The following is a 14,370-nucleotide window of genomic DNA, read 5'->3' on the forward strand; positions in this document are numbered from 1 at the left end:
GCGCTCCATCTCGCTTTGCCGCAGTTGCTTACGGAGTGAATCGACTTCTTGTTGAAGACTTTGATCGGTTTTCTTTTCCCCTTTGTCATTAGTCTTCCGCCAGGCATGAATTAGGCTATCGCTAATGCCCATTTTACGGGCCACGGCCATGATGGGTTCACCATTGGCAACTAGCCGCAGCACATCGGCTTTAAACTCGGCGGTATACTTTCGTTTGGGGCGTTGGGATTGGTTCATGGTACACGAAGTTAAAAAGTTTCGTGTCCGGATTTTTAGGACCATATCAGTTGGCTTATTTGGCAGGCTCTGCGGGCTTGGCCAGTTCAGCAATGGCCTGCTCACTGAGGCCGCCGATTACGTCCAGTTTCGGCATTGCTTTTTTCAAGTTAGCGACGCCCTGATCGGTAACCTTGGTTTGCCAGAGATAAACCGTTTTAAGGTTTTTCAGACTGGTTAGCTCAGTCAGACCCGCATCCGTAACATGTGTGCCGTATAGGTTCAGGTATTCGAGGTTGGGTAGATTTTTAAGTTGTTTCAGGCCCGCATCGGTAATTTTGGTTTGTTCCAGATGCAGTTTTTGCAGATTTTCGAGTTTGGCTACCTGGGCCAGCGCGGCATCCGAAATTTGGGTGTCTCCTAGTTTTAACCAGACCAGTTGTTTACTTACCTTAGGCAGTAAAGCCGCCTGGGCATCGTTGAATGTGCGGGCGTTTACTGCGCTGACTTCCAATTGGTTTTGCTCTTTCGAAAGCGGTAATACCAGCAAGCCCGCCTTTTTCAATTCCTCAACTGCTTTTGGATTGGCGGCTTCCATTTTCATGGTCAATACGGGGGATTCTGGTGCCGGGCCAGTGGCTATCGTAGAACCGCCAGTTTCAATAGGCCCACCTCCGCTCAGCGAAGCCAGCACTGGGCGAATGGCATCGTTGACGGCCAGATCCGACACTTTTTTGTCGAACGGAGCCCCCTGATCAATCCACCAGGTCAATAGCGCAATCTGGCCTTCGGTCAACTGATTTTTACCCTTGGGCGGCATGTGATGATCGTCTTCTACTGGGAGTAAACAGACCTTAATTAGCTCACTATTTGCACTTTTGCCAGAAACAAAGACGGGCCCATCTTCATACCCCTTTTTAATCATCTCTGGGCTGTCGAGCCGGAGTTTTGCTTTCGATTTATCCGCATTATGACATTGTACGCAGCGGGTTTGCAGAATGGGGTTGACGATCTGCTGGTACACCATCGCCTGATTAACGTCCTTGATGGGTTCGGCCTTAAACGTTGGCTGTTTGGGTGGAAGCCCGGCCAGTGACCGAATCGGGCCTGGAGCATATTGGGTGAGGTAATCGGAGCCGTGGGTCAAATTGCCCCCGTTATGCCCCGCAACCAGTAGTAGCAGGAGGGCAACACCGAGCGCGGGCAAGTAAGCTAACTGCGCTACAGGAACGATACGGCCCAGGTTTTCGGACTTGACAGACCAAGCCAGCCACGCAAACACGGCTACGCCAATCCCTTCCCATTTGTGAGAGTCCAGCGTTTCGGCTTCGTAGCCTCCTCCCAGCGAAAGCATGTAGCCAAACAAACAGGCCAGTGTGGCGCTCACGGCCGACCAGAACAAAATAAGGGTTATTGTATGCTGGCTGACCGTATTGCGACGGGTCAGCCGATCAAGTTCAAGTAGACCCGCGATCAACAGAAAGCCGATGGGTAAATGGACAATAAGCGGGTGAAAGTGTCCCCAAAACAATACCCAGTCGGCGGGTGGTGAAACCGTGGCTTGCGCCAGAATAAATTGATTCATATAGGAATAAGGTCAGGCAACCCGCTCCAATTTGATTGGATATGTTTTTTTAGAAGCCCACTGAGCTACATAAACATTTTCGTCTTCATCGACCAGCACATCATGTGGATGCAGAAAAGGCGAGTTTGTACGGTCTTTACGCTGCTCGCCTAGTTTTCCGTCCTGGTATACAGGCTCTGTGCCGCCCGGTGTAGACACAACCCGGTCGTTTTTGTCAAGGATCGTGATGTAACCTGAATCAGGATAGGAATCGGACGTACTACGAAAGACAGCGCCATATAGGCTATTGCCATGGATGACCGGGCGACAAATGTATGAGCCGGGCAAAGCGATGGTAGAGAGGTACTTGCCATCCAGCGAGAACCGTTTTAAGGCATTGTGCCGTCGGTCGGTAATTAAAAGGGTTGGATTAGTGGCATTACGCCGATCAACAACAATGCCGTGGCAGCAGTCGAAGGTGTCGGTCGTTTCGCCTTTACCACCCCAGGACCGAATCAGCTTGCCGTTTTTGTCGTATTGCATGACATAATTAAGCCCATACCCATCGACAACATAAATGTCGCCGTTGGCTGGATTGACGGCGGTTTCGGTGGGTTTGAACAGCGTCGGGTAATCATACTTGCCGGTTTCTCGGGGATAGTCGATTTTCAACAGCTCCCGTCCGGTCAAATCGGTTTTGATAACCTGATGGCGGTCAGGATCGGCAATGAGCAGGTATTGATCAGACCCTTCGCCAGCAATCGTCAGGCCATGACCGCCTGGGTAATCATGCCCCCACGTATCGAGTAGTTTGCCCGATTTATCGTAGATGAGTATGTTATTTTTGGTCTCATTGGTTAACAGAATGATCCGGCCCTTGGCATCCTGAACCATTTCGTGGCAGTCGTTGACGGGGTTTTTGGAGGCATCTAAAACGCCCCAGCCCGGTACTACCCGATACTTAAATCCATTATGGCCCAATACCACAGAATCCACTTTGCGTTTGTAGGGATTAGCAGAAAGAACGGTTGGCGCTACCAGACTGGTTGCGGTTGCCAGCGCTGCCTGTCTGGCAAATGATCGGCGGGAAAGGAAAGGAGCCATAGCGTACTCTATCGTTTTTCTGAAAAAGTAACGAAAGAATAAACTTTACTGCTACCCTGCCCAATAGAAAAATCGGCCAGTTGAGAAAGATACTCAACTGGCCGATTGTCAATGAACTTGCCCAATGGTTATTTGTTGTTGTCCTGCTCATTGTCGGCATCGCCTGGCCCGCGATGGCCCTTCCGCATCTGCCCCCGCATGGATTCCAGTTTTGCAAACTGATCGGGTGTCAGAATGGCTTTCAGCTTGGCTTTATAGTCGTCGGCGTTCGCTTTTAGCGCCTGTGATTTAGTCCGATTGTCGTCCGACCCTTTCTGAATGGCATCAACCTTTTGGGCTCTCGCCAGTGTCACATCATACACTTTTTTGGTAGTTGCGTCGTCCAGGCCAAGCTGTTGTTTCATTCGGTCGGTCATCCGCTGAGCACGTGTAGCTGGGTCTGCTGCCTGATATTGCTGCATCCCCCGGCCACGGCCCATTCTGGACGTCGTTTGTGCTGGCGCGTCAGGGGTGGTTGTTTGAGCAAGTAAGGGGAGAGATAAGAGCGAAAGCATCAGCCCGCTCAGCATAAGTTTCTTAATCATGGTTTTTGTCGTTAATCCGATTATGAGACGGACAACAGGCGCTTCGGTTTAATGAGCACCATGATTTTAATTACATCTTAACCGATAAGGAATGACAGAAAACGTTCACTAGGTTGTGTTTAATGGAATCAGGCCGTTTGCAATGAACTGATTAAGTGGGCAATTTTTTCCAAACCGTCTGCATCGGCTGGGCTAAAGTCATTGAGTCGATCGCTGTCTACATCCAGCACCATCGTTACCTCGCCAGACTGGTCGAGCACGGGTACAACAATTTCGGATTTGGAGGCCGAGCTACAGGCGATGTGGCCCGGAAACTGCTCAACATCGGGTACCAGAATTGTCTCTTTGCGGGTATAGGCCGCCCCACAAACGCCCTTGTTGAAAGCGATACGTGTACAGGCAATCGGACCCTGAAAAGGACCTAGCACCAACTGGTCATTCTTTTTGAGATAAAAACCAACCCAGAAGAAATCGAATGCTTCTTTCAGAGCTGCGGCAATATTGGCCAGGTTGGCTACCAAATCGGGCTCTCCTTCGACCAGGGCTGTTAGCTGTGGAAGCAAACTCTGGTAAACGGCTTGCCGATCAGTAGTTTGAGGAAGAATCAGTGTTTCTGCCATCCTATAGCATACATCATTTAGTTTCTTGTAAAGAACTGGATAAGCACGATGCTCAATGTAGTAAAAAACGTGCTGGCAATGACCCGGATGAGCGTTGGAATAATCAACGACAGGCTACTTGCTTCGATAAAGAACAGCGCCGTATGGTGAATAAGTGCCAATATGGCTACATATCGGAAGAAAGCACCTGTTCCTAATTCTTTTAACGAAAATTCGATACGGGATTCAATCCCCGGTACATCGATCTGTGCCCGCACAATGAACGGTCGACTGTATGCCATCAGTACAGTAGCGGCCGCGTGCATACCTAACGTATTATAAAACGTATCGACGACGATGCCCGTCACGAAAGCAATGAGCAACAGCCAGGTCAGGCTTGTTTCATTGGGCAGGAGCAGGATGCAGGCAATGTAAACAAAGCAAAATGCATAATCGAAGAGTACCAGGTTCCGTACAAGCACGATCTGCAATACGAGATAGAGCAAAAATAGCAGTACGGTCGATACGATTTCGCGAAAAGTCATTGGGCAAAAGTTGTCAGGCAAAAGTCGTTGGTCAACAGCTTATCCGAATGCCTATTGACCACCGATTTTGACTTTTATTTTTCAGTTTCAACTTGTTTCTCTAACTGGTCCTGCTCCGCTCTCAGCCGATTTTCGACTACGTAGACAAAAGACAGGTTACTGAAATTAGTAGCCAGATTCAAGGTCAGGTCGTGGAAGGTCTGATTCGGCTGGACACCTACAGTACGAACGCGGCCGACTAGAATACCGGGAGGAAACGTTGAATTAAATTCAGATGTAACGACCGAATCACCTTTGGCAACAGGCTTGTAGCGAGGAATGGCATCTAACTTAATCAGGTGAGGGTCGACGCCATCCCATTTGGCCGAGCCAATTTCGCCCGCTTTCACCAGCTTCGATGATACCAGAAACTCGGAATGTAGAATGGATGTGATTACCGAAAAATGCTGGTTACAAACTTTTACTTTTCCTACCACACCTGTTGGCGAAATAACTCCCATGCCCGGACGAATACCGTCGTCGGTGCCTTTGTCGATGGTGATGTAATTGTTGGCAAACTGCGTGGTGTTATTCACGACCTTGGCTACCGTAAATTTGAACCGATCGGCAAAAGCCGAGTCGGCCTGATATTCAGCAGGAGCCGCTGGTTTGCTCTGGAGTAGTTTGGTTAGCCTGGCGTGAAGTTGTTGGTTTTCGAGGGCTAGATCGGCATTGACTTGCCGGAGGCTGGCGTACTGATTGGCAGCGTTCGACCAGGCCAGTATCTGAGCCGCATACCGATTCGAGGTGTTGAAGTACGTTACACCCCAATAGTTGCTGGTGTTGATGATGAAGTAAAAACAAAGTACTTCCAGCAACACAAACAGAATGAAGTTTCGGCTTCGTAAGAAAAAATCAACTAACTCTCCCATATATATAAGTAACGTGGTCGGACTGGTGCACCAGCGTCTGGCTCGCACAGTCAAATATTGGCTTTCGACTATGCGGACCAGACGCTGGTGCGCCAGTCCGACCACGTTACTTTAACTAATCAGAACAGATTTGTACAAATCCAGGTTCTTAATTACTTCACCCGTGCCTTTTACAACCGCTTTGAGCGGGTCGTCGGCTACGTGGATCGGCAGTTTCGTTTTGGCGCCCAGCCGCTTGTCGAGACCATGCAGCAACGCTCCCCCACCTGTCAGGTGAATGCCGTTCGTGTAAATATCGGCCGACAGCTCCGGTGGCGAAATTTCAAGGGCTTTCATGGTAGCCTCTTCAATTTTCGAGATCGACTTGTCGAGCGAGTAGGCAATTTCGCTGTAGGTAACCTTGATTTCTTTCGGAATCCCCGTCATCAGGTCGCGGCCCCGGATTTCATAATCGGCAGGCGGATTATCGAGTTCGGGCAGGGCTGAACCCACTTCCATCTTTATCTGCTCAGCCGACCGTTCGCCGATGAGCAGGTTGTGTTCCCGACGCATGTAGTCGACAATGTCCCGTGTAAAGACGTCGCCCGCAATCCGGATCGACTGTTCGCAGACGATACCCGACAGGGCAATCACGGCAATTTCAGTAGTACCACCGCCAATGTCGACAATCATCGTACCGTTAGGCTGGGTAATATCGATCCCGATCCCGATGGCTGCGGCAATAGGCTCGTGCACCATATACACTTCTTTTGCCCCGGCATGCTCGGCAGAGTCTTTAACGGCCCGTTTCTCCACTTCGGTAATCCCCGATGGAATACAGATGACCATTCGGTGCGAGGGCGAAAAAAGCTTGCTGCCCGTATCGATCATCTTAATCATGCCCCGAATCATGAGTTCGGCTGCCGTAAAATCGGCAATGACACCATCTTTCAGGGGGCGAATGGTTTTGATATTTTCGTTCGTCTTTTCATGCATCTGCATGGCCTTATGGCCAATCGCCAGCACTTTTCCGCTGACTTTGTCCATTGCAATAATCGAAGGCTCATCCACCACAATCCTGTCCTTGTGAATAATCAAGGTATTCGCTGTGCCCAGGTCAATTGCAATGTCGCTGGTTAGAAAATTAAAAAGTCCCATTATAGGTTGACGCAGAACGCCTTATTACGAGTACTGATTTTTTGAAAAGTGTACAAAAATAGGGAGAATCTGACAAAATTCCCGTTCCAATCGTACGTCTGAATAAATAGTTTTTCCGGCACTCAAATAATTGGTTCTCCACGATAATAAGACAAATCCGAGGCAGCGACGCTACCTTATCCTTCCCGCATCTCGGCGCGAAGGCTGTCAAATAGCGCTATAAACTTCTGACAAGCTTGCTTCGATGCCATCGGGATTTTCCAATAGGCCCGGCGGAAATCAGGGTCTGTTGCGTCAGTAATAGCCGTTCCTTTTTGTAAAAAGAACTCTACCTGATAAGTATCCTTCCCGCTTTTACTCCAATTCAGATGAGTTGTTTCTAGTAACGGAAAAATATGGTTGTTAATTTGAATCGCATACGTTTTTGTAAGTGGTTTGATTACCGTTGTCGAAGGGGAGAGGCTTGTTTGCTGAAGAAGCGTTTGCAAATCAGCTACCGTGGTATGAATTCGTTCCTGAGCTAAACAGGATCCGGCGCCAAGGAAAACGACAAAAAGAGTGAAGATGATTTTTTTCATAAAGATTGTTTATTTTATGACCAGATGCGCACAGACGCCGGAGAGGTTGCATGCCCGTGTTCTGATCCATAAAATGATCAACGACAGGGGCCATAAACGACTGTATGAGTAGATCGATACGAGCGTTTAAAGGGCCATTCTGTCCAACCCAATCATGGGCATAGTATACAAAGTATAATCTCCATTACCTTTGCAGTATTATGGGAATTCGTTCGGTTGTGAGTAAGCCATTGGCTAAGTGGGTAGTAGAACGTCAGCAAGACTGGATGTATCGACCTGCTCAGGCTCAGCAAAACTGGTTTCAGAAATTAGTTGAAGGCGGAAAAGATACGGTGTTTGGACGCGACCACCGGCTGAAAGACGTACAAACGGTTGAGGAGTTTCGGCAGGCTGTTCCCGTTCGTGACTACGAAGACCTGAAACCATACATCGAGCAGATTTTGCATGGCGATTCGGATGTGCTCTGGAAGGGTAAACCCATATATTTTGCCAAAACATCGGGCACAACATCGGGTACTAAATACATTCCGATCTCGAGCGATTCAATTCCGAATCACATCAATTCGGCTCGTGATGCCCTGCTGAACTATGTCAACGAAACAGGTAACAGTGGCTTTCTGGATAAGAAACTCATCTTTCTGTCGGGGAGTCCTGAACTGACCCAGAAAGCAGGCATTAACATTGGGCGGTTGTCGGGCATTGTGAATCACCATGTTCCGGCCTATCTGCGCACCAACCAGATGCCCAGTTACGAAACGAATACCATCGAAGACTGGGAAACGAAACTGGAGAAAATCATTGATGAAACGTTGCCGGAACCGATGTCCCTGATTTCCGGAATTCCGCCCTGGGTGCAGATGTACTTCGACCGGATTCAGGAACGGACAGGCAAGCTAATCAAAGACGTTTTTCCTGATTTTTCGCTGTTTGTGTACGGTGGCGTAAATTTTGAGCCTTACCGCGCCAAACTGTTCGAGAGTATTGGCAAGCGCATTGACTCCATCGAAACCTACCCTGCTTCAGAGGGCTTCATTGCGTTTCAGGACTCGCAAACTGAAGAAGGGCTGTTGATGCTGTTAAACAGCGGTATCTTCTTCGAATTCATTGCTGCCGACGAGTTTTTTAGCGAGAATCCGCGCCGATTGACCATTGATGAAGTGGAATTAGGCAAAAACTATGCGGTCATTATCAACAACAATGCGGGCCTTTGGGGGTATTCTCTTGGCGATACGGTTAAGTTCGTGTCGCGGGAACCTTACCGTTTATTGGTAACAGGCCGGATCAAGCATTTTATTTCGGCATTTGGTGAGCATGTTATCGGCGAAGAAGTAGAGAAGGCTTTGCAATTTGCCATGCAGAAACATCCGGAAACTGAAGTGGTCGAGTTTACGGTGGCGCCTATGGTTAGCCCGAAAGAAGGTTTACCTTATCATGAATGGTTCATCGAATTTGCCACACCTCCGCATGACCCGGTTACGTTCGCAAAGGACATAGACAATCGTCTGATCGAACTGAACGTTTATTACGATGACCTGATTACGGGGTCTATTTTGCAACCCTTAAAATTAACGAGCTTGCCACGGGGTGCCTTTCAGCGCTACATGAAGTCACAGGGAAAACTGGGCGGACAAAACAAAGTCCCGCGCTTAAGCAACGATCGCAAAATTGCCGAGGGATTAGTACAGGTAATGCAAAATGTATAATGGTTAATGAACAATGAAGATAACGGGTATAGATATTGGCGAATACCGTCAGTTTAAAAATATTAAGTTTGATTTTACGTATCCCGAAGGCCATCCAAAAGCAGGCCAGCCTTTGGAGAAGGTCTGCTTTATTGGCCAGAGCGGAACGGGGAAGACGACTTTGTTGAGAATTATAGAAGAGTATTTTAAAGCCATAGATTTTGGTTTAGATAGGCAAAAGTATATTGATAATAAACTTAAAAATAATGAAAATCGCCATAGAGATGATACTGGAATGATGTTTTATAATTATATATTAAATATTAGGATAAAGGCTTTGTTTAATGATAGATATATTGAATTTGATAGATACAATAATGCATACACGACTGAACGCGGAGATGATATCTTAAGATGGATAAATAATGAAGAATTGCTTGAGTTAGCAACTCTGAGAAATCCAATCTGTTTATTCATTACAGAATCTATAGCTCGTGAAGCCAATGCTTTTCTATTTGACCAAAAAGACCAGCAAAATGTATTTTCTGATTTTATAAAGACAGATACACAAATAGAAGAAGAAAGGGTTGCTCGTGAAAGTCGGCTTAATAAAGTAGGCTCAAGAAAAGTGATTTCTTTGGGAGATATGCAATCGTTATCTACTTGGCAATATCTACTAAGAGACATTGATAAGTACGATGAAGAAACTGTAAAGTATATTACAAATATTGTACAGAATACTCCTAAAGAAAAAGTAACTGAAGAGCTTCAAAGGTGGATAGATGCTGATCCTAGAATTGAACTAGCTCAAAAATGTTTAAATCCTATTTTGAGTAAGTTTATTTTGGAAGTAGATGATAGTGAAAAAGGGAAAGTACCTATTGCAATCCGAACAAAGGGAGGTATTAAAATAGATAGTTCATATCTAAGTACTGGTACTCGTCAAATCTTGGCCACTGCTATCCCTATTTACAAGTTTGATACAAAAGATACAGTAATTCTTTTCGACGAACCGGAACGTTCTCTATTCCCTGATATTCAACGTGAGTTAGTCAAGTACTATACTAACTTAGCACCTGAAGCCCAATTTTTCTTTGCGACTCATTCCCCTATTATTGCATCTGCCTTCGAACCTTGCGAACGATTCATTTTATATTTTGACGAAAATGGCGAAGTAAAACGCCGGAATGGAGTAGCACCTATTGGTGATGATCCGAATGATATTTTGAGTGCCGATTTTGGCATGAATGAATTAATGTTACAACCAGGTCTGGATGCTTACGAGCGATACCGGAATCTATTTGTAGAAATAAAAAACGAAAAAGACCCTATGCGTCAAAAAGAGTTAATAGTCGAGCAGGCTAAGCTGGGCGATCAATACAATTTTTAATCGGCATGCGACGTGTTATAAAATCGGCTCAGTCGAAAATTATTGACCGACAGTTAGCTTACAAAGACGGAAATAATGATGAATTACGACAACTTCTGGCCGAAGAACAATATAGTATCTGCGCTTATACAGAAACCTATCTGGCTTCATCGGATGACGCACATATTGAACACTTTAATCCGACACTAAAAAACACAGCTAATGACAGCTACACGAACTGGTTTCTGGTCAAAAGTTTATGGAACGTCAGAAAATCAACGAAATGGACTGAGCCTATCCTTCATCCTACGGCAGAAGACTTAGAACAACGGATCCTCTATTTTGATGGCAACTATGCTGCCGCTGATCCGAATGATGTAGAAGCTCAAAACCTTATACGGTTACTAGATTTGGACAATGCCAGGCTAGCTGATCAACGAAAACGATACATTAAATCAAAAAAGCAGCAGATTGACAATCTGAATCAATCAGCGCAGCAATACTTTGACGAACTGATAGTTGAATACCCTGAGGGAGTCTACTTCATCCGCGCCATCGAAGAAGAATTGAATGTTAAAGTCAATTTTGACTTAATGAAAAAGCCATAAGGGCTAATAGTTAACAGATTAGATCATGGAAGCTTTAGCTGTTACACAGGAATTTATCCTTGAAACGCTTAGGGCCAATCGGGAGCGATTGAGAAATGAGTTTGGCATTGAGCGTATGGGGCTGTATGGCAGCTTCGCCCGGAATGAGCAAACGGGGAAAAGCGATATTGATTTAGTCTACGATTTAAAGCCAGATTTTAAATTGGCCTGGGCTGAGAAAGAACGATTATACCGTATTCTTCGTCGAAAATTGCATCGGAAAATGGATTTAGTTGATAGTCGCCTGATGAACCCAATTATCAAGTATTATATGCGTAAAGACGTTATTTATGTTTAGTAGCCGTAACTTAGTGTATATATGTACCATTCTCGAATGCATAGAAAAGATCTTCATATATGTTGGTGGATTCTCGAAGGCTTCAGAATTTGAATGGGCAAATGACCAATTAAATTTCAACGCTACTTGGGGATTACTTCTGGTTGTAGGTGAAGAATCGAAAAAGATTGATGTAGGTCTCAAAAATCTTTACTCTACGATTCCATGGCAGCAAATAGCAGGCATGAGAAATTACTTGGCGCATGATTATAGAGGAGTCGATAAGGAATTAGTTTATCAAACAGCCCGTGTAGATCTTATCAATGTCAAAACTGTGCTGATTGACATGCTCGATAAAGTTGATTTCGAGGATGGCGCACTTGTTGAAGCTTTGGAATCACCCTACTACCGGCATATCCAATACCTCCGTAGCAAACTAAATGACTGACATAAAAAAACGACATATTGCCATTCTGGGCTCTACTGGCTCTATCGGTACGCAGGCAGTTGAGGTTGTGAAAGCACATCCCGACCAGTTTCAGGTGGAAGTGTTAACCACCAATAATAACGCCCATCTACTTATTGAGCAGGCTATTGAGTTACAGCCTAATGTAGTGGTTATCTGCAATGAAGATCGCTACGATCAGGTTTTTTCGGCACTTGACCCGCTGGGCATCAAGGTGTATGCGGGTGCCAAAGCCATTGCTTCGGTAGTTCAGATGGATAGCATCGACATGGTGTTGACGGCTATGGTTGGGTATGCTGGTCTGTTGCCAACCATTAAAGCCATTGAAGCCGGAAAGTCGATCGCTCTGGCCAACAAAGAAACACTCGTGGTAGCGGGTGAACTCATTACCCAACTGGCGGCTCAGAAAGGGGTTAATATCTATCCGGTCGATTCGGAACATTCGGCTATTTTTCAATGCCTGGTTGGCGAGTTTCATAACCCCATCGAGAAAATTATCCTGACAGCCTCGGGAGGGCCGTTTCGGGGCAAAACGCGGGAGTTCCTGTCGACGGTTACGAAGGCACAGGCGCTTAAGCATCCCAACTGGGCGATGGGGGCCAAGATTACCATCGATTCGGCTACGTTGATGAATAAAGGGCTTGAGGTGATCGAGGCCAAGTGGTTGTTTGGCCTTCAGTCGAGTCAGATTGAAGTAGTGGTTCATCCGCAGAGTATTATCCACTCGCTGGTTCAGTTTGAGGATGGGAGTCTGAAAGCGCAGATGGGATTGCCCGATATGCGCTTGCCGATCCAGTTTGCATTGGGGTATCCGAACCGCATCAAGTCCGATTTCCCCCGGTTCAACTTCCTGGATTATCCGTCCTTAACGTTTGAGCAGCCCGACCGCGATACGTTCCGAAATTTACAACTAGCCTTTGATGCACTCGATAAGGGCGGGAATGCGCCCTGCATCATCAATGCTGCCAACGAGGTGGCTGTCGATGCCTTTCTGAACGATCAGATCGGCTTTCTGGAAATTTCGGAAATCATTGAAACCTGTCTGAGTAAATCGTCATTCGTGCAGCGCCCAACTTATGACGATTACGTTCGGACGGATGAAGAGACGCGCCGGTTAGCCACCGAACGAATTAAAAGTTTGGTTTAGCTGTTTGCATTATATGACCTGAACATAACGTTTTAACGGTCATAACCCACTATATTTAGGTTGCCTGAGTGCTTTTATCTGTCAACCAATCCTAAGCTAAGTCGTTAAATAATCTTAAAAAGAAACCTCTCATAAAGGCCCGCCAAAGCGGTTTTTGAATACATGGAAATTTTAGTGATGGCCGGACAGCTCATTCTGGGCCTGTCCATCTTAGTTGGATTACACGAATTAGGACACCTGCTGGCTGCCAAAGCTTTTGGTATGCGGGTTGAACAATATTTTATCGGATTCCCTCCGAAAGTATGGAGCATAAAACGGGGCGAAACCGAATATGGGTTGGGAGCAATCCCGCTGGGTGGTTTTGTGAAGATTTCGGGAATGATCGACGAATCGCTTGATACAGCCCACACCAATGCCGAACCACAGCCTTACGAGTTCCGCTCGAAACCAGCCTGGCAGCGATTGATCGTTATGCTGGGAGGGATCATTGTGAACGTTATTGTTGGCATCTTGATTTTTGTGATCCTGGCCTATAAAAATGGGAATACCTATCTGGCAACGAAAGATGCAAAGTACGGAATTGTTGCCTACGATCTGGCCAAAAGTATTGGCTTACAGACGGGCGATAAAATCGTAAAGGTCAATGGAAAATACATTGTGGACTTCAATGAAATCCGTAGTTCGGATGTATTGTTAGGCGACAACAGTTACTATACCGTAGAGCGGGGTGGTAAGCAACTTGATATTTACATCCCGAATAATTTTGCCGACAAGCTGATCGGGAAAAAAGGGGATACTGAGCCATTCATTGCTCCGATTGAACCGTTTAAAGTTGGCGAGTTGGCACCAGGACAACCTGCCCAGAAAGCTGGCCTTAAAACGGGTGATGTTATCACCAGTATCAATGGCAAACCCATCCAGTTTTACCATGAGTTTGTTGAAGCCATCAAACCTTTAAAGAACAAGCCTATCGATCTGGGTATTAACCGAAACGGCTCCCCGCTCACATTGCATATGACGACTACGCCCGATGGTACGATTGGTTTTTACCGGGAGTCTCTTTTGAAACTGACTACCGAAGAATATACCTTTGGACAAGCACTGGCAGTGGGGACCAATAAGGCCTTCCAGGTTGTTTTCGATAACATTAAAGGATTTGGCAAAATCTTCCGGGGCGAAGTGTCGGCCTCAAAAGCGCTGAGTGGGCCGATTGGGATTGCCCAGAACCTGTTTGGCGGCATCTGGGACTGGAACCGATTCTGGGCCGTTACGGGGCTTTTGTCGATGGCGCTTGCGTTTATGAACGCCCTGCCCATACCTGCCCTCGATGGTGGTCATGCTACCATTTTGGGGTATGAGATTATCTCAGGGCGTAAACCATCCGATAAGTTTTTAGAAGGCGCTCAGCGTGTAGGTATGGTTATCCTGCTTGGCCTGATGGCTTTTGCTATTTTCAACGATGTATTTAAAGCCGTTTTTTAAGAAGCTTAAACGCAACGCTCTAAGAAACAATGCAAAGAACGCCAGGCCATACCCTGCGTTCT

At 46.4% G+C, this 14,370-nt stretch carries 16 protein-coding genes; 7 read left to right on the forward strand and 9 right to left on the reverse strand.

Going from position 1 to position 14,370, the window contains the following annotated elements; all coding sequences use genetic code 11:
- From B153_RS0114150 to B153_RS0114190, 9 genes are all read right to left on the reverse strand, one after another.
- On the reverse strand, positions 1-237 hold a 237-nt coding region (locus B153_RS0114150), incomplete at its 3' end, for a transposase (RefSeq protein WP_020597382.1).
- Positions 238-292: 55 nt separating this feature from the next.
- Complete coding sequence (locus tag B153_RS0114155; protein WP_020597383.1) at positions 293-1,801, reverse strand: leucine-rich repeat domain-containing protein; 1,509 nt, start codon at positions 1,799-1,801, stop codon at positions 293-295.
- A gap of 12 nt (positions 1,802-1,813) precedes the next feature.
- On the reverse strand, positions 1,814-2,884 hold the full coding sequence (locus tag B153_RS0114160) for a 6-bladed beta-propeller (RefSeq protein WP_020597384.1): 1,071 nt from the start codon (positions 2,882-2,884) through the stop codon (positions 1,814-1,816).
- A gap of 128 nt (positions 2,885-3,012) precedes the next feature.
- The gene (locus B153_RS35205) at positions 3,013-3,468 is read right to left on the reverse strand and encodes a hypothetical protein (RefSeq protein ID WP_040761456.1); all 456 of its coding nucleotides are present in this window, start codon (positions 3,466-3,468) and stop codon (positions 3,013-3,015) included.
- A 128-nt stretch (positions 3,469-3,596) separates the two neighbouring features.
- On the reverse strand, positions 3,597-4,088 hold the full coding sequence (locus B153_RS0114170; protein ID WP_020597386.1) for a GAF domain-containing protein: 492 nt from the start codon (positions 4,086-4,088) through the stop codon (positions 3,597-3,599).
- A gap of 17 nt (positions 4,089-4,105) precedes the next feature.
- Positions 4,106-4,612 carry a hypothetical protein gene (locus B153_RS0114175; protein ID WP_020597387.1) on the reverse strand — a complete coding sequence of 169 codons (507 nt, stop codon included), beginning with the start codon at positions 4,610-4,612 and terminating at the stop codon, positions 4,106-4,108.
- 74 nt (positions 4,613-4,686) lie between these two features.
- Positions 4,687-5,523: a rod shape-determining protein MreC gene (gene mreC, locus B153_RS0114180; RefSeq protein WP_020597388.1), complete on the reverse strand. Its 837-nt coding sequence runs from the start codon at positions 5,521-5,523 to the stop codon at positions 4,687-4,689.
- Positions 5,524-5,634: 111 nt separating this feature from the next.
- On the reverse strand, positions 5,635-6,660 hold the full coding sequence (locus tag B153_RS0114185) for a rod shape-determining protein (protein ID WP_020597389.1): 1,026 nt from the start codon (positions 6,658-6,660) through the stop codon (positions 5,635-5,637).
- A gap of 176 nt (positions 6,661-6,836) precedes the next feature.
- Positions 6,837-7,238, reverse strand: coding sequence for a hypothetical protein (locus tag B153_RS0114190; protein ID WP_020597390.1), 402 nt, complete (start codon positions 7,236-7,238; stop codon positions 6,837-6,839).
- A gap of 200 nt (positions 7,239-7,438) precedes the next feature.
- On the opposite strand from B153_RS0114190, the gene B153_RS0114200 reads away from it, so the two are divergent.
- The 7 genes from B153_RS0114200 (at position 7,439) to rseP (ending at position 14,308) form a co-directional block, all read left to right on the forward strand.
- Positions 7,439-8,941, forward strand: coding sequence for a GH3 auxin-responsive promoter family protein (locus tag B153_RS0114200; protein WP_020597391.1), 1,503 nt, complete (start codon positions 7,439-7,441; stop codon positions 8,939-8,941).
- 13 nt (positions 8,942-8,954) lie between these two features.
- Positions 8,955-10,310: an ATP-binding protein gene (locus B153_RS0114205; protein ID WP_020597392.1), complete on the forward strand. Its 1,356-nt coding sequence runs from the start codon at positions 8,955-8,957 to the stop codon at positions 10,308-10,310.
- Positions 10,311-10,315: 5 nt separating this feature from the next.
- Complete coding sequence (locus B153_RS0114210) at positions 10,316-10,897, forward strand: HNH endonuclease family protein (RefSeq protein WP_020597393.1); 582 nt, start codon at positions 10,316-10,318, stop codon at positions 10,895-10,897.
- 25 nt (positions 10,898-10,922) lie between these two features.
- A complete protein-coding gene (locus B153_RS35210; RefSeq protein WP_020597394.1) occupies positions 10,923-11,234 on the forward strand; it encodes a nucleotidyltransferase family protein in 312 nt (103 codons plus the stop codon).
- The gene (locus B153_RS0114220) at positions 11,227-11,661 is read left to right on the forward strand and encodes a HepT-like ribonuclease domain-containing protein (protein WP_020597395.1); all 435 of its coding nucleotides are present in this window, start codon (positions 11,227-11,229) and stop codon (positions 11,659-11,661) included. Before B153_RS35210 ends, B153_RS0114220 begins: the two co-directional genes overlap by 8 nt.
- Positions 11,654-12,826 (forward strand): 1-deoxy-D-xylulose-5-phosphate reductoisomerase, encoded by a 1,173-nt coding sequence (locus B153_RS0114225; RefSeq protein WP_020597396.1) that lies wholly within the window; start codon positions 11,654-11,656, stop codon positions 12,824-12,826. The genes B153_RS0114220 and B153_RS0114225 overlap by 8 nt, the downstream gene beginning before the upstream one ends.
- 162 nt (positions 12,827-12,988) lie before the next feature.
- Positions 12,989-14,308 carry an RIP metalloprotease RseP gene (gene rseP / locus B153_RS0114230; RefSeq protein ID WP_020597397.1) on the forward strand — a complete coding sequence of 440 codons (1,320 nt, stop codon included), beginning with the start codon at positions 12,989-12,991 and terminating at the stop codon, positions 14,306-14,308.
- Positions 14,309-14,370 lie beyond the last annotated feature (62 nt).

The organism is Spirosoma panaciterrae DSM 21099, assembly GCF_000374025.1.
Classification (GTDB): Bacteria; Bacteroidota; Bacteroidia; order Cytophagales; family Spirosomataceae; genus Spirosoma; species Spirosoma panaciterrae.

Bases quoted from the DNA above. Each gene is read 5' to 3' on its own strand.
- B153_RS0114155 (WP_020597383.1), bottom strand. From the start codon at position 1,801: ATGAATCAATTTATTCTGGCGCAAGCCACGGTTTCACCACCCGCCGAC.
- B153_RS0114160 (WP_020597384.1), bottom strand. From the start codon at position 2,884: ATGGCTCCTTTCCTTTCCCGCCGATCATTTGCCAGACAGGCAGCGCTG.
- B153_RS35205 (WP_040761456.1), bottom strand. From the start codon at position 3,468: ATGATTAAGAAACTTATGCTGAGCGGGCTGATGCTTTCGCTCTTATCT.
- B153_RS0114170 (WP_020597386.1), bottom strand. From the start codon at position 4,088: ATGGCAGAAACACTGATTCTTCCTCAAACTACTGATCGGCAAGCCGTT.
- B153_RS0114175 (WP_020597387.1), bottom strand. From the start codon at position 4,612: ATGACTTTTCGCGAAATCGTATCGACCGTACTGCTATTTTTGCTCTAT.
- mreC (WP_020597388.1), bottom strand. From the start codon at position 5,523: ATGGGAGAGTTAGTTGATTTTTTCTTACGAAGCCGAAACTTCATTCTG.
- B153_RS0114185 (WP_020597389.1), bottom strand. From the start codon at position 6,660: ATGGGACTTTTTAATTTTCTAACCAGCGACATTGCAATTGACCTGGGC.
- B153_RS0114190 (WP_020597390.1), bottom strand. From the start codon at position 7,238: ATGAAAAAAATCATCTTCACTCTTTTTGTCGTTTTCCTTGGCGCCGGA.
- B153_RS0114200 (WP_020597391.1), top strand. From the start codon at position 7,439: ATGGGAATTCGTTCGGTTGTGAGTAAGCCATTGGCTAAGTGGGTAGTA.
- B153_RS0114205 (WP_020597392.1), top strand. From the start codon at position 8,955: ATGAAGATAACGGGTATAGATATTGGCGAATACCGTCAGTTTAAAAAT.
- B153_RS0114210 (WP_020597393.1), top strand. From the start codon at position 10,316: ATGCGACGTGTTATAAAATCGGCTCAGTCGAAAATTATTGACCGACAG.
- B153_RS35210 (WP_020597394.1), top strand. From the start codon at position 10,923: ATGGAAGCTTTAGCTGTTACACAGGAATTTATCCTTGAAACGCTTAGG.
- B153_RS0114220 (WP_020597395.1), top strand. From the start codon at position 11,227: ATGTTTAGTAGCCGTAACTTAGTGTATATATGTACCATTCTCGAATGC.
- B153_RS0114225 (WP_020597396.1), top strand. From the start codon at position 11,654: ATGACTGACATAAAAAAACGACATATTGCCATTCTGGGCTCTACTGGC.
- rseP (WP_020597397.1), top strand. From the start codon at position 12,989: ATGGAAATTTTAGTGATGGCCGGACAGCTCATTCTGGGCCTGTCCATC.